Origin of the sequence: Paracoccus zeaxanthinifaciens ATCC 21588 (assembly GCF_000420145.1) — a bacterium.
Classification (GTDB): domain Bacteria; phylum Pseudomonadota; class Alphaproteobacteria; order Rhodobacterales; family Rhodobacteraceae; genus Paracoccus; species Paracoccus zeaxanthinifaciens.
In genome coordinates this window covers 147,085-171,012 of the sequence record NZ_ATUJ01000003.1, presented here as the reverse complement: position 1 = coordinate 171,012, position 23,928 = coordinate 147,085, and the positions used below count along the sequence as shown (strand labels likewise).

Sequence of the window (23,928 nt, the reverse complement as noted above, 5' to 3'; positions counted from 1 at the left end):
ATGGCCGTCTATCCCGACATCGACGCGCTGGAACAGCTGGCCGAACATATCGCGCTGCGCCGCCCCAACGCCGTGGCAAGCACGCAGGTCGAACATGACGAGCTGACCGTGACCGCCACGGCGGCGGGCATCATCGACCTGATCGACTTCCTGCGCTCGGACAGCTCGTGCCGCTTCTCGACGCTGGTGGACATCACGGCGGTGGACTGGCCACAGCGCGCACAGCGCTTCGACGTGGTCTATCACCTGCTGTCGATGTACCAGAACCAGCGCATCCGCGTGAAGGTCGCCATGCGCGAGGACGAGATGCTGCCGACCCTGTGCGGCGTCTTCCCCTCGGCCAACTGGTTCGAGCGCGAGATATTCGACATGTTCGGCATCCTGTTCACCGGGCATCCCGACCTGCGCCGCCTGCTGACGGATTACGGCTTCGACGGGCATCCGCTGCGCAAGGATTTCCCGACCACCGGCTATGTCGAGGTCCGCTATGACGAGGCCGAGAAGCGGGTGATCTACGAGCCCGTCAAGCTGACGCAGGAATACCGTCAGTTCGACTTCCTCTCGCCCTGGGAAGGGGCCGAATACGTCCTGCCGGGCGACGAGAAGGAAGGCGCGAAATGACCGGGGCCAAGCACGCGGCCCGCATCGGGCAGGAGGGTTGAGAGATGATGGATGGCGATATCCGCAACAACCAGTACGATGACGGCAGCCAGGACCGCCTGACCGGCGAGCAGCGCATCCGCAACTTCAACATCAACTTCGGTCCCCAGCACCCGGCGGCGCATGGCGTGCTGCGCATGGTCCTGGAGCTGGACGGCGAGGTGGTGGAACGCGCCGACCCGCATATCGGCCTGCTGCATCGCGGCACCGAGAAGCTGATGGAGAGCCGGACCTACCTGCAGAACCTGCCCTATTTCGACCGGCTGGACTATGTCTCGCCCATGAACCAGGAACATGCCTGGTGCCTGGCGATCGAGCGTCTGACCGGCACCGTGGTTCCGCGCCGCGCCAGCCTGATCCGCGTCCTCTATTGCGAGATCGGCCGCATCCTGAACCACCTCTTGGGCCTGACGACCGGTGCGCTGGACATCGGCGCGCTGACGCCGCCGCTCTGGGGGTTCGAGGCCCGCGAAGAGCTGATGATCTTCTATGAACGCGCCTGCGGGGCGCGTCTGCACGCGGCCTATTTCCGTCCCGGCGGCGTCCACCAGGACCTGCCGCCCGACCTGCTGGACGATATCGAGGCCTGGTGCGAGCGTTTCCCGAAGCTGCTGGACGATCTGGACACGCTGCTGACCGAGAACCGCATCTTCAAGCAGCGCCTTGTCGGCATCGGCGTCGTCAGCGAACAGGACGCGCTGGACTGGGGCTTCTCGGGCGTCATGGTGCGTGGATCGGGCATGGCCTGGGACCTGCGCCGCGCGCAGCCCTATGAATGCTATGACGAATTCGACTTCAAGATCCCGGTCGGCACCAGCGGCGACTGCTATGACCGCTTCCTCTGCCGGATGCAGGAGATGCGCGAGTCGACCGGCATCATGAAGCAGGCCATCGAGAAGCTGCGCGCCGAGCCTGCGGGCGACGTGCTGGCCCGTGGCAAGCTGACTCCGCCCCGTCGCGGCGACATGAAGCGCGACATGGAAAGCCTGATCCACCACTTCAAGCTGTATACCGAGGGCTTCAAGGTTCCGGCGGGCGAAGTCTATGCCGCGGTCGAGGCGCCCAAGGGCGAATTCGGCATCTATCTCGTCAGCGACGGGACCAACAAACCCTATCGCGCGAAGCTGCGCGCGCCGGGCTTCCTTCACCTGCAGGCGATGGACTGGATGTCGCGGGGCCACCTGCTGGCCGACGTTCCCGCCCTGATCGCCACGCAGGACATCGTTTTCGGAGAGGTTGACCGCTGATGCTGCGCCGCCTTCACCCCGTCCAGCCGGACAGTTTCGAATTCACGCCCGCCAACCTGGAATGGGCGCGCGCGCAGATGACCAAGTACCCCGAGGGTCGCCAGCAATCGGCGATCATCCCGGTCCTGTGGCGTGCGCACGAACAGGAAGGCTGGCTGTCGCGCCCGGCGATCGAATACTGCGCCGAGCTTCTGGGCATGGCCTATATCCGGGCGCTGGAAGTCGCGACATTCTACTTCATGTTCCAGCTGCAACCCGTTGGAACCGTTGCGAACATCCAGATCTGCGGCACTACCAGCTGCATGATCTGCGGGGCCGAGGACCTGATCGAGGTCTGCAAGCGCCGCATCGCCGCGACCCCGCACACGCCTTCGGCCGATGGCAAGTTCAGCTGGGAAGAGGTCGAGTGCCTCGGCGCCTGCGCGAACGCGCCGATGGCCCAGATCGGCAAGGATTACTACGAGGACCTCACGCCCGAGATCCTCGAGAACCTGATCGACCGCATGTCCGCGGGCGAGGTTCCGGTGCCCGGTTCGCAACAGGGCCGCTTCGCATCCGAGCCGGCATCGGGCGCGACCAGCCTGACCGAGACGGCGGGCGGGTCGTCCAGCAATGCCAGCGTGTCGCTTGCGACCGACCTGGGCGAGACGCTGAAGCGCATCGACGGGACCGAGGTTCCGATCCTCACGAAATGGCTGCGCCGCGACCGTCCCGAACCCGCGATCGACCAGCAGGAAGGCGTGGACGAGACGCCGGATGACGAACCGCGTCCCGCCGCCGGCAAGCCTGCCGACGAAACCGGCGTGACCGAGCAGGAGGCCGAAGCCGCCAGCGCCGCGCGTCCGCGTTCCGACCGTGAACCCGAAGGCTCGCGCGATGCCGAGGCCCGCGGGGACGACGTGGCCCCTGGCGCGACCGCCGACGCGGGCCGCCGTCCCGAGGGGCTCGATGCCCCGAGGGAAGGCACTTCGGACGATCTCAAGATGATCCGCGGCATCGGGCCCAAGCTCGAGCAGATGTTGAACGGCATGGGCTTCTGGCATTTCGACCAGATCGCCGCATGGGACGAGGAAGAGCTTGCCTGGGTCGATGCCAATCTGGAAGGGTTCAAGGGCCGGGCCTCGCGCGACGAATGGGTCGCGCAGGCGAAGATCCTGGCCTCGGGCGGCGAGACCGAATTCGCAAGCCGCGCGGGCAAGGATGGCCGGTATGACGAAGAGGAGTGAGCCGACACTCGCCTGAGCAGGGGATCTGGGAATGAACGCGACGGATTGCAGCAGGAAATGCTGGATCACCGGGGGCATCATCGGCCTTCTGGTCTGGATCTGCGTGTCGGGCATCGGCTCGATGCGCTGGTTCGAGGGGCTTTTCCTCGGTCTCGTTGCAGCGGCCCTGATGGGGGCGATCCTGGTCTGGCTGATCTGCAGCGGTCATCCCGCGCAGGACGGTTCGGAATGGCATCCCGCCCCGTCGCGTCCCGCGCCCAAGGAACCCGAAGCGATGGTCGCGGCGGATCCCGTGGCACCCGAACCCGTCGCGCCCGGTACGTCCCAGGCGCCGCGCGGGGCGGAACGGAACGACATCTATTCCGGCACTGCGGCCCAGCCCGACGATCTGAAGCTGATCCGCGGCGTCGGCCCCAAGCTGGAAGAGATGCTGCACGAACATGGCGTCACCCGCTTCGCCCAGATCGCGGAATGGGATGACGCCGAGATGGATCGCTTTGCCGAGATCATCGGCCGCATGGGCGGCCGGATCCGCAGCGACGACTGGGTCGGCCAGGCGCAGGTGCTGGCCCGGGGCGAGGAAACGGAATTTTCGAAGCGCGTCGAGGAAGGCAGTGACCACGGATGACGACCAGGCAGGAACAGGACGCCGCCCAGATGCGGCTGGTGGGTGCGGTGATCGCGCTGACCATGCTGTCCTGGCTGCTGGTCCAGTGGCTCGGCGCGCGCTACGACTGGCAGGCCCGTTGGGCCTTCCTGGCGGATCTGGCCGCCATCGGTGCATTTGTCTGGTCGCTGATCGTGACCTGGCGCGTCTGGCGTCGCCGCAACGCGTGACGCTTGGATAAGAGGATCGGATAACGAGATGCTGAAGGACCAGGATCGCATTTTCACCAACCTTTACGGGATGGGTGACCGCAGCCTGAACGGCGCGAAGAAGCGTGGCCATTGGGATGGCACCGCCGAGATCATCGGCCGCGGCCGCGACAAGATCGTCGAGCAGATGAAGGCGTCCGGTCTTCGCGGGCGGGGCGGCGCAGGCTTTCCGACGGGTCTGAAATGGTCCTTCATGCCGAAGGAATCGGACGGTCGCCCGGCCTATCTGGTCATCAATGCCGACGAATCCGAACCCGCGACCTGCAAGGACCGCGAGATCATGCGTCATGATCCGCACACCCTGATCGAGGGTGCGCTGATCGCCAGCTTCGCGATGAATGCGCATGCCTGCTACATCTATATCCGCGGCGAATACATCCGCGAGAAGGAGGCCCTGCAGGCCGCCATCGACGAATGCTACGATTCGGGCCTGCTGGGCGCGAATGCCGCCGGTTCGGGCTGGGATTTCGACCTCTATCTGCATCACGGGGCAGGGGCCTATATCTGCGGCGAGGAGACGGCGCTGCTGGAAAGCCTGGAAGGCAAGAAGGGCATGCCGCGCATGAAGCCGCCCTTCCCGGCGGGGGCGGGTCTGTATGGCTGCCCGACGACGGTGAACAACGTCGAATCCATCGCGGTGGTGCCTACGATCCTGCGTCGCGGTCCGGAATGGTTCGCGGGCTTCGGGCGTCCGAACAACGCGGGCGTCAAGCTGTTCGGCCTGACCGGGCATCTGAACACCCCCTGCGTGGTCGAGGAAAGCATGTCGATCAGCATGAAGGAGCTGATCGAGAAGCATGGCGGCGGCATCCGTGGTGGCTGGAAGAACCTCAAGGCGGTGATCCCCGGCGGCGCGTCCTGCCCGATCCTGACGGCCGAGCAGTGCGAGGACGCGATCATGGATTACGACGGGATGCGCGACCTGCGCTCCAGCTTCGGCACCGCCTGCATGATCGTGATGGATCAGCAGACCGACGTCATCAAGGCGGTCTGGCGCCTGTCCAAGTTCTTCAAGCACGAGAGCTGCGGCCAGTGCACGCCCTGCCGCGAAGGTACCGGCTGGATGATGCGCGTCATGGAACGCCTGGTCACCGGCGAGGCCGAGGTCGAAGAGATCGACATGCTGTTCGACGTGACCAAGCAGGTGGAAGGCCACACGATCTGCGCGCTTGGCGATGCGGCGGCATGGCCGATCCAGGGCCTGATCCGCAATTTCCGCGAGGAGATCGAGGACCGCATCAAGGCCAAGCGCACGGGCCGCATGGGCGCGATGGCGGCGGAATGATCGCACGAACCGTCATATCGGCCAGGATGCCAATGGCGTGGCCTCACGCCGGGGTGAGCGGGTGTGACACCACCAAACGGCCTTCGGGTGGTTATGTCCATGGACATGCCACCACGAAGGAGAAGACCATGACCACCATCCGCACGATGCTTGCAGCCCTGTCGATCAGCCTTGCCACCGGTCCCGCCCTTGCGCTGGAACCGCTGAGCCAGGAGGCCTATGTCAACGACCGCCTGAAGCAGGCGCGCGTGGCAGACCTCGTGCGTCGCGGCTGCGGCAGCATCGACGCGCGGCTGATCCGGGCCTTCAACGAGGCCCGCAAGCTGAAGCGTTATGCGCTGGACAAGGGCTATACCGAAGAGCAGATCGAAGCCTTCCTCGACAGCGATGCCGACCGGGATCGGATCTATCGCGATGCCGACCGCTACATGCGCGAGAACGGCGTCGAGAACGGGAACGAGGAAAGCTTCTGCCGCCTCGGGCGGAACGAAATCGCACGGCAGACGGTCGCGGGATCGCTGCTCAGCGCCAGGTAAGGATTGAAACATGGCCGAATTGCGGACAATCAAGATCGACGGCAAGGAAATCGAGGTCGATCCCAACCTGACCCTCATCCAGGCATGCGAGCAGGCCGGGATCGAGATCCCGCGCTTCTGCTATCATGAACGCCTGTCGATCGCGGGCAACTGCCGCATGTGCCTGGTCGAGGTCGTGGGCGGTCCGCCCAAGCCCGCGGCCAGCTGCGCCATGCAGATCAAGGACCTGCGGCCGGGGCCCGAAGGCGCCCCGTCCGAGATCCGCACCAACAGCCCGATGGTGAAGAAGGCCCGCGAGGGCGTGATGGAATTCCTGCTGATCAACCATCCGCTGGACTGCCCGATCTGCGACCAGGGCGGCGAATGCGACCTGCAGGACCAGGCGATGGCCTATGGCGTCGATTTCAGCCGCTATCGCGAGCCCAAGCGCGCCGCCGAGGAGCTGAACCTTGGCCCGCTGGTCGAAACCCACATGACCCGCTGCATCAGCTGCACCCGCTGCGTGCGCTTCACCACCGAGGTCGCGGGCATCAGCCAGATGGGCCAGACCGGCCGCGGCGAGGACAGCGAGATCACCAGCTATCTCAACGAGACGCTGGCCTCGAACCTGCAGGGCAACATCATCGACCTTTGCCCGGTGGGCGCGCTGGTCAGCAAGCCCTATGCCTTCACCGCCCGCCCGTGGGAACTGACCAAGACCGAGACCATCGACGTGATGGACGCGCTTGGCAGCAGCATCCGCGTGGACACCAAGGGCCGCGAGGTCATGCGCATCCTGCCGCGCAACCATGACGGCGTGAACGAGGAATGGATCAGCGACAAGACCCGCTTCGTCTGGGACGGCCTGCGTCGTCAGCGCCTGGACAAGCCCTATATCCGCGAGAACGGCAAGCTGCGTCCGGCCACCTGGCCCGAGGCGCTGACCGCCGCGACCCGCGCGATGTCGGGTCGCAAGGTCGCGGGCCTGGTGGGCGACCTGGTCCCGGTCGAGGCCGCCTACAGCCTGAAGACCCTGATCGAGAGCATGGGCGGCAAGGTCGAATGCCGCACCGACAATGCCCGCCTGCCCATCGGCAATCGCGGCGCCTATGTCGGCGATGCCACGATCGAGGATATCGACAGCGCCCAGTTCATCCAGCTGATCGGCACCAATCCCCGCGAAGAGGCCCCCGTCCTGAACGCCCGCCTGCGCAAGGCCTGGGCGCGCGGCGCACAGATCGGGCTGGTGGGCGAGGCGGTCGATCTGACCTATGACTATGCCCATGTCGGAACCGATCGCGCCGCGCTGGCCGGTCTGGCTGACCGCGAGATCGGCGATGAGACGCGCGAGGCGCCGTCGCTGGTGATCGTGGGGCAGGGCGCCATCCGCGAGGCCGATGGCGAGGCCGTGCTGGCCCATGCGATCAAGCTGGCCGAGAACAGCAACTCGAAGCTGCTGATCCTGCACGGGGCCGCGTCGCGCGTCGGCGCGATGGATGTCGGTGCCGTGACCGAGGGCGGCCTGGCTGCCGCAATCGACGGGGCCGAGGTGATCTACAATCTGGGGGCCGACGAGGTCGAGATCGACGCGGGCGCCTTCGTGATCTACCAGGGCAGCCACGGCGATCGCGGGGCGCATCGCGCCGACCTGATCCTGCCCGCCGCCTGCTATACCGAGGAAAACGGCCTGTTCGTGAACACCGAAGGCCGCCCGCAGTTGGCGATGCGCGCGAATTTCGCGCCGGGCGAGGCCAAGGAGAACTGGGCCATCCTGCGCGCCCTGTCCGCGGAACTGGGTCAGCGCCTGCCCTGGGACAGCCTTGCGCAGCTGCGCGCGCGGCTGATCGCCGAGGTGCCGCATCTGAAGCAGATCGACCAGGTCCCGCAGAACGACCGGCAGCCGCTGGAGCTGCGCGACATGGGCAAGGCCGCCTTCGTGAACCCGGTCAAGGATTTCTACCTGACGAACCCGGTCGCGCGGTCCTCGCCGCTGATGGCCGAGCTGTCGCGCATGGCCGCGGCACGCCGGACCCAACCGATCGCGGCGGAGTGATCCGATGGTCCGGTTGCCCATCCTGAAGACCCTGGCGATGGCGGCGATCCTGCCGCTGACCGCCTGCGGCGATGCCGAGGATGACGCGCGCCCCAAGGCCAAGCCGGCCCAGATGCAGGCCCGCATCGCCAGCCCCGGCACCAAGGTGGGCGAGGCCCCGCTGAGCCTTGCGCGGGTCTCGACGAAATCGGGAGAGATCCTGATCCTCGAACCCGATGGGACGGTGACCGAGATGGACTTGGACACCCCCGCGGGCCGCGACGCCTTCGCGGTGACCGAGGCCGACCTTGCGGCGCTGAACGCGAACCTGGATCTGGATCTGGGCGGCTTGGTGGCAGCCGCCGCCCCGCCCGAGAAGACCGCGCAGGAAAAGGCGCTGGAGGAATTCGCCGCCCGCACGCAGCCCGCGCTGCCGGTGCTGCGCGAGGATGCCGAGATCGCGCCCGGGATGTTCATCGCGGCCAAGGTCGACGCCCTGGGCGACGCGAACGGCCTGGTCGAGGTGACCGCCAACCTGCAGCAGGGGGTGGACGCAGATATCGCCTTCTCGTATGCCACCTGCGCATTGGCCGGCTGGGCACGCGAGAACGGGGCGGCCTATGGGCGGCACATCCGCACGCTGCAGGCGGAACGCAACGGAAAACTGCTGATCGGATCGGCCTTCACGATGTCGCAGGACAAGCCCCTGGGCCTGCGCGTGATGGAAACGGAACAGACCCTGCGCGATTGCAGGGCACGCGGCATCCCGGTCGCGTGATAATAAGGGACGGGCATCATGGCTGAATTCTGGGCATCTTCCTGGGGCATCGCGATCATCCTGCTGGCGCAGGGTCTGGCCGTCATCGCCTTCGTGATGCTGTCGCTGATCTACCTGGTCTATGGCGACCGCAAGATCTGGGCCGCCGTGCAGATGCGGCGCGGCCCGAACGTGGTCGGTCCCTGGGGCCTGCTGCAGACCTTTGCCGACGCGCTGAAATTCGTCGTCAAGGAAGTGGTGATCCCGGCAGGTTCGGACAAGTTCGTGTTCTTCCTGGCGCCGTTCCTGTCGATGACGCTGGCGCTTCTGGCCTTCGTGGCGATCCCCTTCGCGCCGGGCTGGGTGATGGCCGACATCAACGTGGGCATCCTGTTCATCTTCGCCGTCTCCTCGCTCGAGGTGTATGGCGTGATCATGGGCGGCTGGGCCTCGAACTCGAAATACCCGTTCCTCGGCTCGCTCCGGTCCGCGGCGCAGATGATCTCCTACGAGGTCAGCCTGGGCCTGATCATCATCGGGGTGATCATCTCGACCGGGTCGATGAACCTGACCGCCATCGTCGAGGCCCAGAGCGGGGCGGGTCTGCTGTCCTGGTACTGGCTGCCGCATCTGCCGATGGTCGTGCTGTTCTTCGTCAGCGCCCTGGCCGAGACCAACCGCCCGCCCTTCGACCTTCCCGAGGCCGAATCCGAGCTGGTCGCGGGCTTCATGGTCGAGTATTCCTCGACGCCCTACCTGCTGTTCATGGCGGGCGAATACATCGCCATGTGGCTGATGTGCGCGCTGATCACGCTGCTGTTCTTCGGCGGCTGGCTGTCGCCCATTCCCGGCATCCCCGACGGGGCGCTGTGGATGTTCCTGAAGATGGTCTTCTGGTTCTTCATGTTCGCCATGGTGAAGGCCATCGTGCCGCGCTACCGCTACGACCAGCTGATGCGGATCGGCTGGAAGGTGTTCCTGCCGCTGTCGCTGGCATGGGTCGTGATCGTGGCATTCCTTGCCAAATTCGAAGTCCTGGGCACCTTCTGGGCCCGTTGGGCAGGAGTCTGACAGATGGCATTCGACGTCGTTCGCGCCACCAAGTATTTTCTGATGGTGGATTTCATCAAGGGCTTCGGCCTGGGCCTGCGCTACTTCTTCGCGCCCAAGCCGACGCTGAACTATCCCCATGAAAAGGGCCCGCTGTCGCCCCGCTTCCGCGGCGAACACGCGCTGCGCCGCTATCCCAACGGCGAGGAACGCTGCATCGCCTGCAAGCTGTGCGAGGCGATCTGCCCCGCGCAGGCCATCACCATCGATGCCGAACCGCGCGAGGATGGCAGCCGCCGCACGACGCGCTATGACATCGACATGACCAAGTGCATCTATTGCGGGTTCTGCCAGGAGGCATGCCCCGTCGATGCGATCGTCGAGGGGCCGAATTTCGAGTTCGCCACCGAAACGCGCGAGGAGCTGTTCTACGACAAGGACAAGCTTCTGGACAACGGCGCCCGTTGGGAGGCCGAGATCGCGCGCAACCTTGCCATGGATGCGCCCTACCGATGACCGATGCGTTCCAGCAGATGTTCCAGCAGATGCTTGCCCAGGGGCAGGAAATGGCGCGGGCCTTCAATCCCGCGCTGGAACATTTCGACATGCGCGCCTACGAGAAGATGTTCCCGACCATGCCGGCCGACATGCTGGAGATGTGGTTCGGCAAGACCTTCAACCGCGACGGCCTGGACGCAAGGACGCGCCTGCTGATCACCATCGCGGCCATGACCGTGCAGGGCGCCCATGCCGAGCCGCAGCTGCGCATGACCATCCGCCACGCCATCGAGGCCGGGGCCACCCCGCGCGAGGTGGCCGAGACGATCTATCAGATGGGGGTGTTCGGCGGCATCCCCGCGATGCAGAAGGCGCTGGAGATTGCCCAGGCCGTCTTCACCGAATCCGAGGGGACCGATCAGTCATGACTTTTGCCTTCTACCTGTTCGCGATCTCCGTCTGCACGGCGGGCTTCATGGTCGTGCTGGCGCGCAACCCGGTCCATTCGGTGCTGTGGCTGATCCTGGCGTTCCTGTCGGCGGCGGGGCTGTTCGTCCTGCTGCAGGCGGAATTCGTCGCCATGCTGCTGGTCATCGTCTATGTGGGCGCGGTCGCGGTCCTGTTCCTGTTCGTCGTGATGATGCTGGATGTCGATTTCGCCCAGCTCAAGGGCGAGCTGGCGCAGTACCTGCCGCTGGCGGGGCTGATCGCCGTCGTCCTGCTGGCGCAGCTGGGCATCGCCTTCGGGGCATGGGAAACCGCCGACGGCGCGCAGGCGCTGCGGGCCGTCCCGGTCGAGGGGCAGCAGCTGAACACCAACGCCATCGGGCTGGTGATGTACGACCGCTACATGCTGCCGTTCCAGCTGGCGGGGCTGATCCTGCTGGTCGCCATGATCGGGGCCATCACGCTGACCATGCGCCACCGCCGCGACATCAAGCGGCAGGACGTGATCCAGCAGATGCACCGCGACCCGGCCAAGGCGATGCAGCTTCGCGACGTGAAGCCGGGACAGGGCTTGTGATCCGCGTGCGCGCGGACCTGAAATTCAACGGGTGACCGACCCGGAGGGACAGATAAGATGATCGGATTGACACATTTCCTTGTCGTGGGGGCGATCCTCTTCGTCGCCGGGATCTTCGGCATCTTCGTGAACCGCAAGAACGTGATCGTCATCCTGATGTCGATCGAGCTGATGCTTCTGGCGGTCAACATCAACTTCGTCGCCTTCTCGTACCATCTGGGCGATCTGGGCGGGCAGATCTTCACAATGTTCGTGCTGACCGTCGCCGCCGCCGAGGCCGCGATCGGCCTTGCGATCCTGGTGGTGTTCTTCCGCAACCGCGGCACGATCGCGGTCGAAGACGTCAACGTGATGAAGGGGTAAGGACGACATGACGCAATTCATCCTCTTTGCCCCGCTGATCGGCGCGCTGATCGCAGGCTTCGGCTGGCGGCTGATCGGGGAACGCGGCGCGCAGGTGCTGACGACCGCGATCCTGTTCGCGGCGGCGCTCGCCTCCTGGATCGTGTTCCTGGGCTTCGACGGGCAGCTGCGCCAGTACCCGGTGCTGGACTGGATCGTCTCGGGCGATTTCACGACCGAATGGGCGATCCGCCTGGACCGCCTGACCGCGATCATGCTGATCGTGATCACCTCGGTCTCGGCGCTCGTGCATCTCTACAGCTTCGGCTACATGGCCCATGACGAGAATTTCGGCGATGACGAGCCCTATCGCGCGCGCTTCTTCGCCTATCTGTCCTTCTTCACCTTCGCCATGCTGATGCTGGTGACCGCCGACAACCTGCTGCAGATGTTCTTCGGCTGGGAGGGCGTGGGCGTCGCGTCCTATCTGCTGATCGGCTTCTACTTCAAGAAGCAGTCGGCGGGCGCTGCGGCGATGAAGGCGTTCATCGTGAACCGCGTCGGCGATTTCGGCTTCCTCCTGGGGATCTTCGGGCTGTGGTGGCTGACCGGCTCGATCCAGTTCGACGAGATCTTCGCCCAGGTCCCGATGATCGCCGAGACGCAGATGCATTTCCTGTGGACCGACTGGAACGCGGCGAACCTTCTGGGCGTGCTGCTGTTCATCGGCGCGATGGGCAAGTCGGCGCAGCTGCTGCTGCACACCTGGCTGCCCGACGCGATGGAGGGTCCGACGCCCGTGTCGGCCCTGATCCACGCAGCGACCATGGTCACGGCGGGCGTCTTCCTGGTCTGCCGGATGTCGCCGCTGTTCGAATTCGCGCCGCAGGCCAAGATGTTCATCGTCATCGTGGGCGCAAGCACGGCCTTCTTCGCGGCGACGGTGGGTCTCGTGCAGAACGACATCAAGCGCGTCATCGCCTATTCGACCTGTTCGCAGCTGGGCTACATGTTCGTGGCGGCGGGCGTCGGTGTCTATTCCGTGGCGATGTTCCACCTGTTCACGCATGCCTTCTTCAAGGCGATGCTGTTCCTGGGCGCCGGTTCGGTCATCCACGCGATGCATCACGAACAGGACATGCGCAATTACGGCGGCCTGCGCCACAAGATCCCCGTGACCTTCTGGGCCATGATGATCGGCACGCTTGCCATCACCGGCGTCGGCATTCCACTGACCCATATCGGCTTCGCGGGCTTCCTGTCCAAGGACGCCGTGATCGAGAGCGCCTATGCCTCGGGGAACGGCTATGCCTTCTGGATGCTGGTCGTGGCGGCGCTGTTCACCAGCTTCTACAGCTGGCGCCTGATCTTCATGACCTTCTTCGGCCAGCCGCGCGGCGATCATCACGCGCATGACCACGCGCATGAGAGCCCGCGCGTCATGCTGATCCCGCTTGGGGCGCTTGCGCTTGGCGCGGTCTTCTCGGGGATGGTCTGGTACAACAGCTTCTTCGAGGAAGAGGGCGTCCAGCGCTTCTTCGGCCTGCCCGAGATCGCGGCCTCGCATGACGCGGGCCACGGCGACGACCACGCCGAACCCGCGAAGGACGAGGCCCATGGCGACGAGCACGCCGAGGGTGGCGCGACCCATGTTGATCCCGCGACCGTGGGGCAGGGGGCGATCTACATGCATCCCGACAACCACGTGATGCACGATGCCCATTACGTCCCGGCATGGGTCAAGATGTCGCCCTTCTTCGCGATGCTGATCGGCCTGGGGCTGGCATGGGTCATGTATATCCGTCGCCCCGAGGCGCCTGCGCGACTGGCGGCACAGCAGCCGGGCCTGTACCAGTTCCTGCTGAACAAGTGGTATTTCGACGAACTGTATGACGTGGTCTTCGTCCGCCCGGCGCGCTGGATCGGCGCGCGGCTGTGGACGCGGGGCGACGGAGCGATTATCGACGGCGCCATCAACGGGGTCGCCCTGGGAATCATTCCGCGCCTGACCCGCTTCGCGGGCCGTGTGCAGTCGGGCTATCTGTTCCACTACGCCTTCGCGATGGTCATCGGCATCGTGGGCTTGCTGATCTGGGTGATGATGCGGGGCGCGCACTGACATGACGAACCTTCTTTCGATCATCACCTTCCTGCCGATCGTGGCAGCGGGCATCCTGGCCCTGTTCCTGCGCGGCGACGACGCGGCCGCGCAGAAGAACGCCAAGTTCCTCGCCCTGATCGCGACCGGCGCGACCTTCCTGATCTCGCTGTTCCTGCTGGCGGGCTTCGAGCCGTCGCAATCCGGCTTCCAGTTCGTCGAGGATCACGCCTGGATCATGGGCCTGCGCTACAAGATGGGCGTGGACGGCATCTCGATCCTGTTCATCCTGCTGACGACCTTCCTGATGCCGCTGACGATCCTGTCCACCTGGGACGTGACCACGCGGGTCAAGGAATACATGATCGCCTTCCTGGTGCTGGAGGGGCTGATGATCGGCGTCTTCGCGGCGCTGGACCTGATCCTGTTCTACCTGTTCTTCGAGGCCGGTCTGATCCCCATGTTCCTGGTGATCGGGATCTGGGGCGGGGCGAACCGCATCTATGCGGCGTTCAAGTTCTTCCTCTATACCTTCATCGGGTCGGTCCTGATGCTGGTCGCGATGATCGCGATGGCCCGCACCGCGGGGACCACCGACATCGTGGCGATGCTGGATTACGACTTCCCCTCGCAGACCATGACGATCCTCGGGATCACGGTGATGGGCGGCATGCAGACGCTGCTGTTCCTTGCCTTCTTCGCCAGCTTCGCGGTCAAGATGCCGATGTGGCCGGTCCATACCTGGCTGCCCGATGCGCACGTGCAGGCACCGACCGCGGGTTCGGTCGTGCTGGCCGCGGTCCTGCTGAAGATGGGCGGCTATGGCTTCCTGCGCTTCAGCCTGCCGATGTTCCCGGTGGCGGCCGACCTGCTGCAGGGGCTGGTCCTGTGGATGTCCGCGATCGCCATCGTCTATACCTCGCTGGTGGCGCTGGCGCAGTCCGACATGAAGAAGCTGATCGCCTATTCCTCGGTTGCGCATATGGGATACGTGACGATGGGGATCTTCGCGGCGAACCAGCAGGGGCTGGACGGCGCGATCTTCCAGATGCTGTCGCACGGCTTCATCTCGGGGGCGCTGTTCCTGCTGGTGGGCGTGATCTACGACCGGATGCACACGCGGGAAATCGACGCCTATGGCGGGCTGGTGAACCGGATGCCGGTCTATGCGCTGGTCTTCATGTTCTTCACGATGGCCAATGTGGGCCTGCCCGGCACCTCGGGCTTCGTGGGCGAGTTCCTGACGCTGATGGGCACGTTCCGCGCCAATACCTGGGTGGCCTTCGTGGCCGCGACGGGGGTGATCCTGTCGGCGGCCTATGCGCTCTGGCTCTATCGTCGCGTGACCATGGGCGCGCTGATCAAGGAGAGCCTGCGCGGCATCGCCGACATGACCCCGCGCGAGCGCTGGCTGTTCGTGCCGCTGGTCGCGATGACCCTGATCCTTGGCGTCTATCCGCGCCTCGTGACCGACATCACCGGCCCCTCGGTCGAGGCGCTGCTGGTGAATTACAACGACGCGCTGCCCGAAGCGCCCGAAGACGAGATGGCGGCGGCTGCCGCCAGCCATTGAGGAAGGCAAGATGACCGGACTTGATCTCTCGACCGTCCTGCCCGAGTTGTGGCTTGCGATCTATGCGCTGGCGGCGCTGATGGCGGGGGCCTATCTGGGCAAGGACGCCATCGCGCGCCCGATCCTGTGGACCAGCGTCGCGGCCATGCTGCTGACGGGGCTGTACCTGGGCGTGGCGGACCGACCCGACCAGACGGCGTTCTCCGGCATGTTCACCGACGATGCGTTTGCGCGCTTTGCCAAGGTGACGATCCTGCTGTCGGGCGCCGCCGTCCTGGCCATGAGTGCGGATTACATGCAGCGCCACAAGCTGATGCGCTTCGAATACCCGATCCTGATCGTGCTGGCTTCGCTGGGGATGATGGTGATGGTGTCGGCGGGCGACCTGCTGACGCTGTATATGGGGCTGGAGCTGCAATCCCTCGCGCTCTATGTCGTGGCCGCCATGCGCCGCGAGAGCGTGAAATCCTCCGAGGCCGGTCTGAAGTACTTCGTGCTGGGCGCGCTCAGCTCGGGGCTGCTGCTCTATGGTGCGTCGCTGGTCTACGGCTTTGCGGGCACGACCAGCTTCGCGGGCATCATCGAGGTCGTGCAGGCGGGCAGCCTGCCCCTGGGCCTGCTGTTCGGCCTGGTCTTCCTGCTGGTGGGCCTGGCCTTCAAGGTCAGCGCGGTGCCGTTCCACATGTGGACGCCCGATGTCTACGAGGGCTCGCCCTCGCCGGTGACGGCGTTCCTGGCGACCGCGCCCAAGGTCGCCGCGATGGCGCTGATCGCGCGCCTGATGTTCGACGCATTCGGCAACGTTCCCGGCGACTGGAGCCAGATCATCGCGGCCCTTGCGGTCCTGTCGATGTTCGTGGGGTCCATTGCGGGGATCGGCCAGCGCAACATCAAGCGCCTGATGGCCTACAGCTCGATCGCGCATATGGGCTTCGCGCTGGTGGGCCTGGCCGCGGGCAGCGCCTATGGCGTGCAGGCGATGCTGCTCTACATGGCGATCTATGCGGTGATGAACGTGGGCACCTTCGCCTTCATCCTGTCGCTGGAACGCGACGGGCAGCCGGTCGTGTCGCTGGACAGCCTGAACCGCTTTGCGATCAGCAACCCGCTGACCGGCGTGGCCGTGCTGTTCCTGATGTTCAGCCTTGCGGGCGTGCCGCCCTTCCTGGGCTTCTTCGCGAAATACGGCGTGCTGTCGGCCGCGGTCGATGGCGGCAAGGCGTGGCTGGCGGTCGCGGGCGTCATCGCCTCGGTCATCGGGGCGTTCTACTATCTCCGCATCGTGTACTACATGTTCTTCGGTGCCGATACCGACCATGCCGAGAGCCGCATGGGCCTTGTGCAATGCGGGTCTCTGCTGGTGCCCGCGGCTGCGCTGCTGCTGGGCGCGGTGACGATGCTGGGCATCGACGATGCGGCGGCGACGGCCGCGCAATCGCTTGTGGGCGGGGCCGAGGCCGCGACCGTGGCGGGTGAGTAATCCGTCGACCGAAGCATGGCCCGAGGGCGTGGCACGCCACGTCCTCGACCGTGTGGACAGCACCAATGCGGAAGCGTTCCGGCGCGGCCCCGACCTGACGGGGCCCGCTTGGATCATGGCCTATCGCCAGGAGGCCGGTCGCGGCCGCCGCGGGCGTGCCTGGCGCGACCCGCAGGGCAATTTCGCGGCGACGCTGGTCCTGCGTCCCGAAGGTGGGGCGGGGGACGCGGCGCGGCTGTCCTTCGTGACGGCGCTGGCGGTCCATGACGCGTTGCGCACCCTTTGCGGTCCGCAGCCGGGCTTCGCGCTGAAATGGCCGAACGACGTGCTGCTGAACGGCGGCAAGCTGTCGGGCATCCTGCTGGAGAGCACCGGCGCGGGCGATCGGCTGGGCCTGCTGGCCATCGGCATCGGCATCAACCTGTCCGAGGCCCCCGACACCGCCGAGGTCGAGGCACAGGCCATGCGCCCCGTCAGCCTTCTGGCCGAGACGGGCATGACCGTGACCCCGGACGAGATGCTGGACGCGCTGGCCCCGGCCTTCGACCACTGGCACCGCCAGATGCGCGCATACGGCTTTGGGCCGGTGCGCAATGCGTGGCTGGCCCGTGCCGCCAAGTTGGGCGAGACCATCGTGGCCCGCACCGGCACGGCCGAGTTCACGGGCCGCTTCGACGGCATCGACGACAGCGGCGCGCTGATCCTGACCGGCCCGCGCGGGCGTCATGCGATCCCTGCCGCCGACATCCATTTCGGGGGCTGAGACATGCTTCTCTGCATCGACACGGGCAACACGAACACGGTCTTCTCGGTCTGGGACGGCACGAAGTTCCTGGCCCATTGGCGCATCCGCACCGATCACCGCCGCACGGCGGACGAATACTATGTCTGGCTGTCCACGCTGATCGCCGTCCAGCGGTTCGAGCTGCAGATAGACGCCTGCATCATCAGCGCCACCGCACCGCGCGTGGTGTTCAACCTGCGCGTCCTGTGCAACCGCTACTTCGACACGCGCCCGCTGGTCGTGGGCAAGCCCGACTGCCTGCTGCCCGTGCCGCCGCGCGTCGATCCGGGCACGACGGTGGGGCCGGACAGGCTGGTGAACACGGTCGGCGCCTATGACCGCCACGGGCCGGACCTGATCGTGGTCGATTTCGGCACCGCCACGACGCTGGACGTGGTGGATGTGGACGGCGCCTATATCGGCGGCGCGATCGCGCCGGGGGTGAACCTGTCGCTGGAGGCGCTGCACATGGGGGCCGCGTCACTGCCGCATGTGGACATCACCATGCCCACGCAGGTCATCGGCACGAATACCGTCGCCTGCATCCAGTCGGGCGTGTTCTGGGGATATCTGGGCCTGGTCGAAGGCATCGTCGCGCGTATCCGCGCCGAACGCGACCGCCCCATGAAGGTCATTGCAACCGGGGGGCTTGCCCCGTTGTTCGATCAGGGATTTGACCTGTTCGACGCTATCGAAGACGATCTTACAATGCATGGGCTTCGGCTCATCCACGATTACAACAAGGAGATGGGCAATGGCTGACCGCCTGATCTATCTGCCGCTTGGCGGCGCGGGCGAAATCGGCATGAACGCCTATGTCTACGGATATGGCGCGCCGGGCAAGGAACGGCTGATCCTGGTCGACCTGGGCGTCACCTTCGGGGACATGGAAAGTGCACCGGGCATCGACCTGATCATGCCGGATATCGCCTGGCTGGAGAAGAACAAGCACCGCCTCGAGGCGATCTTCGTGACCCACGGCCACGAGGATCACCTGGGCGGGCTGGGCCACCTGTGGTCCCGGCTGGAGGTTCCGATCTATGCCCGCCGCTTCACCGGATCGCTGATCCGGCTGAAGCTGGAAGAGGCGGGCCACCCCGCCGATACCGTCCGCATCGTCGAGGCACGCCCCGAGGTGACCGAGCTTGGCCCCTTCAAGGTGCAATATGCGCCGATCAGCCACTCGATCCCCGAAAGCAGCGCGCTGATCATCGACACGCCTGCGGGCCGCGTGCTGCACACGGGCGACTTTAAGCTGGACGGCACGCCGGTCGTCGGCGACGCGTGGGATCCGGTCGCCTGGAAGCAGATCGCGACCGAGGTCGATGGCGGGATCAAGGTCCTGACCTGCGACAGCACCAACATCTTCTCGACCCATCCGGGCCGGTCCGAGGCGCTGCTGGCGAACCCGATCCTGGAATGGGTCATGGCGCAGCCGAACATGGTCGTGGCCACCACCTTCGCCAGCAACATTGCGCGCCTGAAGACGCTGGCCGATGCGGCCAAGGCCGGCGGTCGCAAGATCTGCCTGCTGGGTCGCGCCATGCGCCGCATGGTCTCGGTCGGGATCGAGACGGGGATCCTGTCGGACTTCCCCGACACCATCGGCCCCGAAGAGGCCGCGAAGCTGCCCCGCAACGAGGTGATGCTGATCGTGACCGGCAGCCAAGGCGAACGCCGCGCCGCTAGCGCGCAGCTGTCGCGTGGCCGCTACCTGGGGCTGTCGCTCAAGACGGGGGACAGCTTCCTCTTCAGCTCGAAGACCATTCCCGGCAACGAGAAGTCGGTCGGGCGCATCATGAACGCGCTGAGCGAGATGGGCGTCGAGGTCTATGACGCCGATGACGGGCTCTATCACGTGTCGGGCCACGCGAACCGCCCCGACATCGAGACGATGCACGAGGTGCTGAAGCCCGCCACCGTCATCCCGATGCATGGCGAACACCTGCACCTGCGCGAGCATGTGATGCTGGCGCGCGGCAAGGGCACGTCGGCCGAGGTGATCGTGAACGGCGCGATGGCCGATCTGACCGGCACCGCCCCCAAGATCGTCGACCAGATCGAGACGGGCCGCCTGTACCTGGACGGCAACGTGCTGATCGGCGCGATGGACGGCGTCGTGCGCGACCGCATCCGCATGGCCCTGAACGGCCAGGCGACCGTCAGCGTCATCATCGACGAGGATGACAATGCGCTGCCCGACGCCTGGGTCGAACTGATGGGCCTTCCGGTCCGTGGCCGTTCGGGGACCGAGCTGGACCAGATGATCGAGGCCGAGCTGGCCGAGTTCCTGGAGCGCGCCGACCGCCGCACCGTCCGCGACGACGACAAGATGGAAGAGGCGGTCCGCAAGATCACCCGCCAGGTCTCGATGGAGGAGATCGGCAAGAAGCCCGAGGTCACCGTCATCGTCAGCCGCCTGATGGCCGACTGAGCGCTGCGGGGGCCGGTGGGAAACCACCGGCCCCTTGCGCAAGGGGGCTTGCAATGACTGCCGCCTTGCGCCAATTCGCTTGCCCATGAGCGACGAACCCAAATCCACATTCGATCCGAACCCGCCCCGGCGGAACTTCTATGGCCGCCGCCACGGCAAGACCCTGCGCCAGAGCCAGAAGGGATACCTGTCCGAGGATCTGGGCGAATTGCGCCCGCGCGGCATCACGCACCAGGACAACCCCGACCGTACGCCCATCGACCCTTCCGCGATCTTCGGCGACGACCGCCCGGTCTGGCTGGAGGTCGGCTTCGGCGGGGGCGAGCACATGGTCCACATGGCCAAGACGCATCCGCAGATGGGCATCATCGGCTGCGAGCCCTTCATCAACGGCGTCGCCATGCTGCTGGGCAAGATCCGCGAAGCGGGGGTCCAGAATGTCAGCGTGCATCCCGGCGATGCGCGCGACCTGATGGACGTGCTGCCCGATGCCAGCATCGAGCGCGCGTTCCTCATGTATCCCGACCCCTGGCCCAAGGCGCGCCATCACCGCCGCCGCTTCGTGACGCCCGAACATCTGCTGCCGCTTGCGCGCGTGATGAAGGCAGGCGGGATTTTCCGCGTGGCCAGCGACATCCCTGATTACATCCGCCAGACCCGCGAAGAGGTGCCCCCCGCGGGGTTCGAGATGATCGCCGATACCGATCAGCCTTGGGACGACTGGATCAGCACCCGCTATGAACAGAAGGCCCTGCGCGAAGGGCGCGCGCCCCATTACGTGACCTTCCGCCGCCTTTAATGAAAAGGCCCGCCATGATCGGCGGGCCTTATGTCACTCGACCGTGACGGATTTCGCGAGGTTCCTCGGCTGGTCCACGTCGGTCCCCTTGGCGACCGCCGTGTGATAGGCGAGATACTGCATCGGCACCGCGTACAGCATCGGCTGGAACACGCCCCCGCCCGACGGCAGCGTCAGGCTGGCCGTCACGCCTTCGCCCGCAGCGGCGATCCCGCCCGCATCCGAGATCAGCAGCACGCGACCGTGGCGGGCCATGACCTCCTGCATGTTCGAGATGGTCTTGTCGAACAGCGCATCATGCGGCGCCAGCACGACGACCGGCACGTCGCCGTCGATCAGCGCGATGGGGCCGTGCTTCAGCTCGCCCGAGGCATAGCCCTCGGCGTGGATGTAGCTCAGCTCCTTCAGCTTCAGCGCGCCCTCCAGCGCGACGGGATACAGCGCGCCCCGGCCGAGGTACAGCACGTCGCGCGCCGTCGCCAGCCAGTCGGCATGCTTGCGGCAATCGTCCGTCAGCGCCAGCGCCTGCGACAGCAGCGCGGGGACCGAGCGCAGGTCGCGCAGATGCGCCGCCAGCGCCTGATCGTCGATCCGCCCGCGATCATGTGCCGCCTTCAGCGCCAGGACGGCCAGCACCGCCAGCTGGCAGGTGAAGGCCTTGGACGAGGCCACGCTGACCTCGATCCCCGCCAGCGTCGGCAGGGCCACGTCGCTGTCGCGCGCGATGGCCGAGGTGCCCACGTTCACAAGCCCCACGGTCCGCGCGACATGGGCGCGGGCATAATGCAGGGCGGCCAGCGTGTCGGCGGTCTCGCCCGACTGGCTGATGGCGACGAACCAGCTGCGATCCGACAGGGGCGGCTCGCGATAGCGGAACTCGGAGGCGACATCGATGTCGCAGGGCAGGCCGGCAAGCTGTTCGAACCAGTATTTCGCGACATGCCCCGCCAGATGCGCGGTGCCGCAGCCCACCAGCGAGATGCGGTCCACATGGGTGAAATCCAGCCCCTCGGGCAGGATGATGCGGTCGTCCTTGACGTAATGGTTCAGCACGTCGCCGATGACGGCGGGTTGCTCGGCGATCTCCTTGGCCATGAAGTGGCGATAGCCGCCCTTGTCGATGGCCGTGGCGCCCACGTCGATGCGGTTCGTCGCACGCTGCACAGGCTGGCCCGCCGCGTCGAAGACATCGACGCCCGCGCGGGTCAGGACGGCATGGTCGCCATCCTCGAGATAGGTGATGCGGTCGGTGAAGGGCGCCAGCGCCACCGCGTCCGAGCCGAGAAACATCTCGTTCGTGCCGTGGCCGATGGCCAGCGGGCTGCCCTTGCGCGCGGCGATCAGCAGATCGGCCTGCCCCTCGAACAGGAAGGCCAGCGCGAAGGCGCCGTCCAGCCGCGACAACGTCCTGCGCGCGGCCTCCAGCGGGGACATGCCCTGCTGCAGGTAATGCGCGGTCCACAGCGCGACGGTTTCCGTGTCGGTCTGTGACTGGGGCTGGATGCCCAGTTCCTGCAGTTCCGCGCGCAGTTCGCGGAAATTCTCGATGATGCCGTTATGGACGACGGCGACGGGGCCGGACTGGTGGGGGTGGGCGTTCGCCTCGGTCGCGGCGCCGTGGGTGGCCCAACGGGTATGGCCGATGCCGACATGGCCGGGCAGGGGATCGTGGACCAGCCGGTCCGACAGGTTCACCAGCTTGCCGACCGCGCGGCGGCGGTCCAGCCGCCCCGATGCGTCCACCGTCGCGACGCCCGCGCTGTCATAGCCGCGATATTCCAGCCTGCGCAGCGCCTCGACCAGTTGGGGGGACACTTCGTGGCTGCCGAGGATTCCGATGATGCCGCACATCAGCGCGTCTCCTTCTTGGCACGCAGCGCGGCCATCAGGCGCGTCGCAAGGCCGGGTTTCGTGGCCTGGCGCGCGCGTCCGATCGCCAATGCGCCGTCGGGCACGTCCTCGGTGATGACCGAACCCGATCCGGTCATCGCGTCCGCGCCGACGGTCACGGGGGCGACCAGCATCGTGTCGCTGCCGATGAAGGCGCGCGCGCCGATGGTGGTGCGATGCTTCATCACGCCGTCATAGTTGCAGGTGATCGTGCCCGCGCCGATATTCGTGGCCTCGCCCACATGCGCGTCGCCCAGATAGGTCAGGTGCCCGACCTTCACGCCCTCGTCCAGGACGGTGTTCTTGATTTCGACGAAGTTGCCGACATGGACGTCGCCGCCCAGTTCCGCGCCGGGGCGCAGGCGGGCGAAGGGACCGACCGTCGCGCCCGCGCTGAGATGGCAGCCTTCGAGATGGCAGAAGGGCAGCACCTCGGCCCCCGATTCGATCGTGACGCCGGGGCCGAAGACCACGTTCTGCCCGATGATCGCATCGCGTCCGATCACGGTGTCCTGCGCGAAGAACACGCTGCCGGGATCGGACAGGGTGACGCCGTCATCCATCGCGCGGGCGCGGGCGCGGGACTGGAACAGCGCCTCGGCGCGGGCCAGCTCGGCGCGGGTGTTGATGCCGAGGGTCTCTTCCTCGTCGCAGGTGACGACATCGGCGCGGCGGCCTTCGGCGCGGGCCAGCGCCACCAGGTCGGTCAGATAGTATTCGCCGGCGGCATTGTCGTCCGACAGGCGCACGATCAGCAGGCGCAGCAGGTCCGCGTCCAGCGCCATGACGCCCGAATTGCACAGCGCGATCTGGCGCGTGGCCTCGTCGGCATCCTTGTATTCGACGATCCGTTCCAGCCCCTTGTCGGTCACGACCAGGCGGCCATAGCGGCCCGGATCCTCGGCCTCGAAGCCCAGCACCACGAGGTCGGCATCGTGGCTGGACAGCGCGGCCAGCGTATCCTCGCCGATGAAGGGGGTGTCGCCATAGAGGATGACGACCTTGCCCTGGAACCCTTCCAGCTGGGGCAGGGCCTGCTGGACGGCATGGCCGGTGCCCAGCTGTTCGGCCTGAAGCACGCATTGCACCTCGGGGTCCAGCTTGGCGACCGCGCGCGACACGGCGTCAGATCCGTGGCCCGTCACGACGACGATCTGTTCGGGGTCCAGGCTGCGCGCGCCCGACAGCGCGTGCCCCACCAGCGGCACGCCGCCCAGGCGGTGAAGGACCTTTGGCAGGTCAGACTGCATGCGGCTGCCCTGACCCGCCGCAAGGATTACCACTGCCACCGCATTTTCCGACATGCCGACCCCATCGCCTGTTTGCTTTCTTGCCCCGGCGTTCTAATCGGGGCGGGG

General features: G+C 66.2%; 23 protein-coding genes. 21 read left to right on the top strand and 2 right to left on the bottom strand.

Annotated features, from left to right (window positions below; translation table 11 throughout):
* From F804_RS0104140 to trmB, 21 genes are all read left to right on the top strand, one after another.
* Complete coding sequence (locus F804_RS0104140; protein WP_022706488.1) at positions 1-621, top strand: NADH-quinone oxidoreductase subunit C; 621 nt, start codon at positions 1-3, stop codon at positions 619-621.
* Between the two features lie 44 nt (positions 622-665).
* Positions 666-1,907, top strand: a complete 1,242-nt coding sequence (locus F804_RS0104135; RefSeq protein ID WP_022706487.1) for an NADH-quinone oxidoreductase subunit D — start codon at positions 666-668, stop codon at positions 1,905-1,907.
* Positions 1,907-3,133, top strand: a complete 1,227-nt coding sequence (locus tag F804_RS0104130; RefSeq protein ID WP_022706486.1) for an NADH-quinone oxidoreductase subunit E — start codon at positions 1,907-1,909, stop codon at positions 3,131-3,133. Before F804_RS0104135 ends, F804_RS0104130 begins: the two co-directional genes overlap by 1 nt.
* Positions 3,134-3,164: 31 nt before the next feature.
* Positions 3,165-3,761 (top strand): hypothetical protein, encoded by a 597-nt coding sequence (locus tag F804_RS0104125; RefSeq protein WP_022706485.1) that lies wholly within the window; start codon positions 3,165-3,167, stop codon positions 3,759-3,761.
* On the top strand, positions 3,758-3,970 hold the full coding sequence (locus F804_RS0104120; protein WP_022706484.1) for a DUF5337 domain-containing protein: 213 nt from the start codon (positions 3,758-3,760) through the stop codon (positions 3,968-3,970). The genes F804_RS0104125 and F804_RS0104120 overlap by 4 nt, the downstream gene beginning before the upstream one ends.
* Before the next feature lie 28 nt (positions 3,971-3,998).
* Positions 3,999-5,294, top strand: a complete 1,296-nt coding sequence (gene nuoF, locus F804_RS0104115) for an NADH-quinone oxidoreductase subunit NuoF (protein WP_022706483.1) — start codon at positions 3,999-4,001, stop codon at positions 5,292-5,294.
* 128 nt (positions 5,295-5,422) lie between these two features.
* Entirely contained in the window at positions 5,423-5,830 is a 408-nt protein-coding gene (locus F804_RS0104110; protein WP_022706482.1) for a DUF5333 domain-containing protein, read from the top strand.
* 10 nt (positions 5,831-5,840) lie between these two features.
* A complete protein-coding gene (nuoG, locus tag F804_RS0104105) occupies positions 5,841-7,862 on the top strand; it encodes an NADH-quinone oxidoreductase subunit NuoG (protein WP_022706481.1) in 2,022 nt (673 codons plus the stop codon).
* 4 nt (positions 7,863-7,866) lie between these two features.
* On the top strand, positions 7,867-8,619 hold the full coding sequence (locus F804_RS0104100) for a hypothetical protein (protein ID WP_022706480.1): 753 nt from the start codon (positions 7,867-7,869) through the stop codon (positions 8,617-8,619).
* Positions 8,620-8,637: 18 nt separating this feature from the next.
* Positions 8,638-9,669 (top strand): NADH-quinone oxidoreductase subunit NuoH, encoded by a 1,032-nt coding sequence (gene nuoH / locus F804_RS0104095; RefSeq protein WP_022706479.1) that lies wholly within the window; start codon positions 8,638-8,640, stop codon positions 9,667-9,669.
* Between the two features lie 3 nt (positions 9,670-9,672).
* Positions 9,673-10,164: an NADH-quinone oxidoreductase subunit NuoI gene (gene nuoI, locus F804_RS0104090; RefSeq protein ID WP_022706478.1), complete on the top strand. Its 492-nt coding sequence runs from the start codon at positions 9,673-9,675 to the stop codon at positions 10,162-10,164.
* Positions 10,161-10,574, top strand: a complete 414-nt coding sequence (locus tag F804_RS0104085; protein ID WP_022706477.1) for a carboxymuconolactone decarboxylase family protein — start codon at positions 10,161-10,163, stop codon at positions 10,572-10,574. Before nuoI ends, F804_RS0104085 begins: the two co-directional genes overlap by 4 nt.
* On the top strand, positions 10,571-11,170 hold the full coding sequence (locus F804_RS0104080) for an NADH-quinone oxidoreductase subunit J (protein ID WP_022706476.1): 600 nt from the start codon (positions 10,571-10,573) through the stop codon (positions 11,168-11,170). Before F804_RS0104085 ends, F804_RS0104080 begins: the two co-directional genes overlap by 4 nt.
* Before the next feature lie 57 nt (positions 11,171-11,227).
* On the top strand, positions 11,228-11,533 hold the full coding sequence (gene nuoK, locus F804_RS0104075; protein WP_022706475.1) for an NADH-quinone oxidoreductase subunit NuoK: 306 nt from the start codon (positions 11,228-11,230) through the stop codon (positions 11,531-11,533).
* 7 nt (positions 11,534-11,540) lie between these two features.
* Positions 11,541-13,631: an NADH-quinone oxidoreductase subunit L gene (nuoL, locus tag F804_RS0104070; protein WP_022706474.1), complete on the top strand. Its 2,091-nt coding sequence runs from the start codon at positions 11,541-11,543 to the stop codon at positions 13,629-13,631.
* 1 nt (position 13,632) lies between these two features.
* A complete protein-coding gene (locus tag F804_RS0104065) occupies positions 13,633-15,183 on the top strand; it encodes an NADH-quinone oxidoreductase subunit M (RefSeq protein ID WP_022706473.1) in 1,551 nt (516 codons plus the stop codon).
* 10 nt (positions 15,184-15,193) lie between these two features.
* A complete protein-coding gene (nuoN, locus tag F804_RS0104060) occupies positions 15,194-16,663 on the top strand; it encodes an NADH-quinone oxidoreductase subunit NuoN (protein WP_022706472.1) in 1,470 nt (489 codons plus the stop codon).
* Positions 16,656-17,426 carry a biotin--[acetyl-CoA-carboxylase] ligase gene (locus tag F804_RS0104055; RefSeq protein ID WP_040595682.1) on the top strand — a complete coding sequence of 257 codons (771 nt, stop codon included), beginning with the start codon at positions 16,656-16,658 and terminating at the stop codon, positions 17,424-17,426. Before nuoN ends, F804_RS0104055 begins: the two co-directional genes overlap by 8 nt.
* A gap of 3 nt (positions 17,427-17,429) precedes the next feature.
* Positions 17,430-18,209, top strand: coding sequence for a type III pantothenate kinase (locus tag F804_RS0104050; protein ID WP_022706470.1), 780 nt, complete (start codon positions 17,430-17,432; stop codon positions 18,207-18,209).
* A complete protein-coding gene (locus tag F804_RS0104045) occupies positions 18,202-19,881 on the top strand; it encodes a ribonuclease J (protein ID WP_022706469.1) in 1,680 nt (559 codons plus the stop codon). Before F804_RS0104050 ends, F804_RS0104045 begins: the two co-directional genes overlap by 8 nt.
* Before the next feature lie 85 nt (positions 19,882-19,966).
* Positions 19,967-20,680, top strand: a complete 714-nt coding sequence (gene trmB, locus F804_RS0104040) for a tRNA (guanosine(46)-N7)-methyltransferase TrmB (protein WP_022706468.1) — start codon at positions 19,967-19,969, stop codon at positions 20,678-20,680.
* Positions 20,681-20,713: 33 nt separating this feature from the next.
* On the opposite strand, the gene glmS is transcribed toward trmB, so the two are convergent.
* Entirely contained in the window at positions 20,714-22,531 is a 1,818-nt protein-coding gene (glmS, locus tag F804_RS0104035; RefSeq protein ID WP_022706467.1) for a glutamine--fructose-6-phosphate transaminase (isomerizing), read from the bottom strand.
* On the bottom strand, positions 22,531-23,874 hold the full coding sequence (gene glmU, locus F804_RS0104030) for a bifunctional UDP-N-acetylglucosamine diphosphorylase/glucosamine-1-phosphate N-acetyltransferase GlmU (protein WP_022706466.1): 1,344 nt from the start codon (positions 23,872-23,874) through the stop codon (positions 22,531-22,533). Before glmU ends, glmS begins: the two co-directional genes overlap by 1 nt.
* Positions 23,875-23,928 lie beyond the last annotated feature (54 nt).

What these genes read in the sequence shown, in the direction of transcription:
- F804_RS0104140 (WP_022706488.1), top strand. Translation starts at nt 1, where the DNA reads ATGGCCGTCTATCCCGACATCGACGCGCTGGAACAGCTGGCCGAACAT.
- F804_RS0104135 (WP_022706487.1), top strand. Translation starts at nt 666, where the DNA reads ATGATGGATGGCGATATCCGCAACAACCAGTACGATGACGGCAGCCAG.
- F804_RS0104130 (WP_022706486.1), top strand. Translation starts at nt 1,907, where the DNA reads ATGCTGCGCCGCCTTCACCCCGTCCAGCCGGACAGTTTCGAATTCACG.
- F804_RS0104125 (WP_022706485.1), top strand. Translation starts at nt 3,165, where the DNA reads ATGAACGCGACGGATTGCAGCAGGAAATGCTGGATCACCGGGGGCATC.
- F804_RS0104120 (WP_022706484.1), top strand. Translation starts at nt 3,758, where the DNA reads ATGACGACCAGGCAGGAACAGGACGCCGCCCAGATGCGGCTGGTGGGT.
- nuoF (WP_022706483.1), top strand. Translation starts at nt 3,999, where the DNA reads ATGCTGAAGGACCAGGATCGCATTTTCACCAACCTTTACGGGATGGGT.
- F804_RS0104110 (WP_022706482.1), top strand. Translation starts at nt 5,423, where the DNA reads ATGACCACCATCCGCACGATGCTTGCAGCCCTGTCGATCAGCCTTGCC.
- nuoG (WP_022706481.1), top strand. Translation starts at nt 5,841, where the DNA reads ATGGCCGAATTGCGGACAATCAAGATCGACGGCAAGGAAATCGAGGTC.
- F804_RS0104100 (WP_022706480.1), top strand. Translation starts at nt 7,867, where the DNA reads ATGGTCCGGTTGCCCATCCTGAAGACCCTGGCGATGGCGGCGATCCTG.
- nuoH (WP_022706479.1), top strand. Translation starts at nt 8,638, where the DNA reads ATGGCTGAATTCTGGGCATCTTCCTGGGGCATCGCGATCATCCTGCTG.
- nuoI (WP_022706478.1), top strand. Translation starts at nt 9,673, where the DNA reads ATGGCATTCGACGTCGTTCGCGCCACCAAGTATTTTCTGATGGTGGAT.
- F804_RS0104085 (WP_022706477.1), top strand. Translation starts at nt 10,161, where the DNA reads ATGACCGATGCGTTCCAGCAGATGTTCCAGCAGATGCTTGCCCAGGGG.
- F804_RS0104080 (WP_022706476.1), top strand. Translation starts at nt 10,571, where the DNA reads ATGACTTTTGCCTTCTACCTGTTCGCGATCTCCGTCTGCACGGCGGGC.
- nuoK (WP_022706475.1), top strand. Translation starts at nt 11,228, where the DNA reads ATGATCGGATTGACACATTTCCTTGTCGTGGGGGCGATCCTCTTCGTC.
- nuoL (WP_022706474.1), top strand. Translation starts at nt 11,541, where the DNA reads ATGACGCAATTCATCCTCTTTGCCCCGCTGATCGGCGCGCTGATCGCA.
- F804_RS0104065 (WP_022706473.1), top strand. Translation starts at nt 13,633, where the DNA reads ATGACGAACCTTCTTTCGATCATCACCTTCCTGCCGATCGTGGCAGCG.
- nuoN (WP_022706472.1), top strand. Translation starts at nt 15,194, where the DNA reads ATGACCGGACTTGATCTCTCGACCGTCCTGCCCGAGTTGTGGCTTGCG.
- F804_RS0104050 (WP_022706470.1), top strand. Translation starts at nt 17,430, where the DNA reads ATGCTTCTCTGCATCGACACGGGCAACACGAACACGGTCTTCTCGGTC.
- F804_RS0104045 (WP_022706469.1), top strand. Translation starts at nt 18,202, where the DNA reads ATGGCTGACCGCCTGATCTATCTGCCGCTTGGCGGCGCGGGCGAAATC.
- trmB (WP_022706468.1), top strand. Translation starts at nt 19,967, where the DNA reads ATGAGCGACGAACCCAAATCCACATTCGATCCGAACCCGCCCCGGCGG.
- glmS (WP_022706467.1), bottom strand. Translation starts at nt 22,531, where the DNA reads ATGTGCGGCATCATCGGAATCCTCGGCAGCCACGAAGTGTCCCCCCAA.
- glmU (WP_022706466.1), bottom strand. Translation starts at nt 23,874, where the DNA reads ATGTCGGAAAATGCGGTGGCAGTGGTAATCCTTGCGGCGGGTCAGGGC.